We start from the raw sequence: 2,799 nt of genomic DNA, 5'->3' as shown, positions 1-2,799 counted from the left end.
AGGCTTGCGCCCTCGGGAATTGATTCCCAAGCGGTTTGGATATCTAACCCGTTTTGTTCCGAGCATTCAACCGGATTGGATATGAAGAGTTGGGGAGAGGGGGGTGCGATCGCTTTTTTTGACAGGCAAGATGCCTGGGCTACTCGTGTGGTAAAATCAATTCGATAGATGATTTGAGCTGTTGGGTTCCGAGTATTCAACTGGATTGGATATGAAGAGTTGGGGAAGGGGGTGCGATCGCTTTTTTTTGACAGGCAAGATGCCTGGGCTACTCGTGTGGTAAAATCAATTCGATGGTGCGTTCCTATTTCATCTCCTGGCTGGTGGGATAATGGATGGGGGGAACGCACCCTACAAAACTACTCCCTCAAATCATGACTTGGGCTATCTCTTCTACTGATACCTTTTTTAGCGAACTGCTGAACCTTCCCAAAGCGGTGCAAAAAAAGGTGCAGAAAAATATCAGAGTCCTGGAAACCGACCCCATTTCCGCCCGGGGAGATGCTAAAAAATTGAAGGGCTATACTAACAATGTCTATCGGGTTCGCATCGGCGACTATCGCCTGTTTTACTGCTTCGGTGGCGGGTGGGTTAAACTGTTGAGTGTCCGCAAACGGGACGATCGCACCTACGAAGTCGAACTCACGGAAACCGACGCCCCCGCACCTCCGCCGGATGCCGAAATTCTCCAACCGCAACCGGAGGAAATCGCGCCGCCACCGCCGCCTCCGGAACCCGCGAAAATCGAGGCATCCGAGCCCGACACCATCACCACTTCCCTGCCCTTCAAACTCACCAAAACCCACCTAAAACGGTGGCAAATTCCCCCGGAATACTGGCCGGAAATCTGCGCGGCCCCCAACTCGGAAGCCCTGCTGGAACTGCCTATCGCGGATCGTTATATCAGTCGAATAATTGACAACCTCTACCCCCGCCCCATCGAAGAAATTATCGGCGATCGCGAATACATTCTCAACCAACCCGAAGACCTCGATCGCTTCGTCAGCGGCACCCTAACCCGCTTTTTATTAAAGCTCGATCCCGAACAGGAAAAACTGAGAACTTTCGGAAAAAGCGGCCCCGTACTCGTCAAAGGGGGACCCGGTACCGGCAAATCCACCCTCGCCATTTACCGCGTCCAAACCCTCCTGGAAAAGGGTATCAAACCCATCTTATTTACCACCTACACCAAGGCCCTCGTCGCCTACTCCCAACAACTGCTGACCCAGCTTTTGGGCGGCGAACCCGAGGCTTGCGGCGTCACCGTTTCTACCGTCGATTCCCTCACCTATAAATATTATACCCAAACCTACGGAAAACCCAACATCGCCACGGATAAACAATCCCTATCCTGCCTGAAAACCGCCCTGGAAATTGCAGAAATTCCCGGAAAAAATCGCTTTGATCGCATCGGCCGTCGCCAAAATATCGAACGCCTGGGACTGCCCTATTTGCTGCAAGAATTTGAGGAAGCGATCGACGGCTGGGGCGTCGCCACCCAAGCCGAATATCTCGCCCTGGAACGGCGGGGGCGCGGCTTTCCCCTGTCCGCAAAACTGCGGGAGGCGATGTGGAGTATTTACGAAACCTGGGGGCGAGAAATGGCGAAAAATGGGTTAATAACCTGGCCCCAACTGCGGCGAAAAGCCCTGGAAAAAATCACCCAATTACCCGCCCCACCCTACGAAGCGATCGTTATCGATGAAGCCCAGGATTTATCCCCCGTCGCCCTGCGGTGTATTTTGGCTTTAGTCCCTTCTTTAAAAGCCCTCTACCTCACCGCCGACGCCTCCCAATCCCTCTACCAACGCGGCTTCAGTTGGAAAAAAATCCGCGCCGATTTGAACGTCGCCGGCCGCACCCTCATCCTGAAACAAAACTATCGCAACACCGCCCAAATCATCGCCGCCTGCACCGCCATTTTCTCCGGCACTGAGGCTGGAGACGCCGACTGCCTGCAACAAACTCCCTCCGCCTACGAAGGGGAAATTCCCACTCTCATTTTAACCGAAAACCTGAACCAAGAAACCGAAAAAATCCGCGCTTTTTTTATCGAATCAGCCAAACGCTACCGCCTCCCCATCCACGGTGGCGCGGTCCTCTGTCCGAGGTCGGAAATGGGCAGAAATCTCGCCCGGGAACTGACCCGCCAGGGCACGGACGCCCGGTTTGTTTCCGGCCACGAAATCGACCTGAATGCCAACTATATAAAAGTGATGACCCTGCATTCGGCTAAAGGCTTGGAATTCCCCTTTGTCGCCGTCGTGGGACTCAATAAAGATATTTTACCCTATTTCGGCGACGATTTACCCGAGGAAGAAAAGCCGGTCGTTTCCGACGAACAGCGACGCCTGTTTTATGTGGGCTGTTCGAGGGCGATGCGATCGCTGATTGTCAGTGGTTTGCGATCGGCACCCTCGCCGTTTTTGGAGGGGCTTTCTGTTCCTTATTGGAGGAGGTTGGGTTGAGGCACGAAACTCAACCAATGTAAATCTGGGGGGTGCGAAAATTAATAAAATTTAACCACAGAGGCACGGAGGACACAGAGGAGTTGTTGATGAGGATTTGGGGTGACAGTGCGATCGCTTTTTTTTCACAGGCAAGATGCCTGTGCTACTCGTGTGGTAAGATTGATCCCATGGTGCGTTCCTATTTCATCTCCCGGCTTGTGGGATAATAGATGGGTAGGAAAGGCACCGCCATCTAATCTGGTCGAACACCCGAACCGCTTGGGAATCAATTCCCAAGCTAATAGCCGAAATCATCTGAAGATGATTGGGGAAGTTATAATAACTGCGG

1 protein-coding gene is annotated in these 2,799 nt (G+C 52.8%); it reads left to right on the top strand.

Annotated elements, in window-relative coordinates; genetic code table 11:
• The first annotated feature begins 374 nt into the window (after nt 1–374).
• On the top strand, nt 375–2,468 hold the full coding sequence (locus AC0QHF_RS11915; protein WP_324704434.1) for a 3'-5' exonuclease: 2,094 nt from the start codon (nt 375–377) through the stop codon (nt 2,466–2,468).
• The last annotated feature ends 331 nt before the right edge of the window (nt 2,469–2,799 follow it).

Source organism: Lyngbya sp. CCY1209 (genome assembly GCF_055795065.1).
Note: the sequence above shows the minus strand (reverse complement) of the source record. Positions and strands in the feature narration are given on the sequence as shown.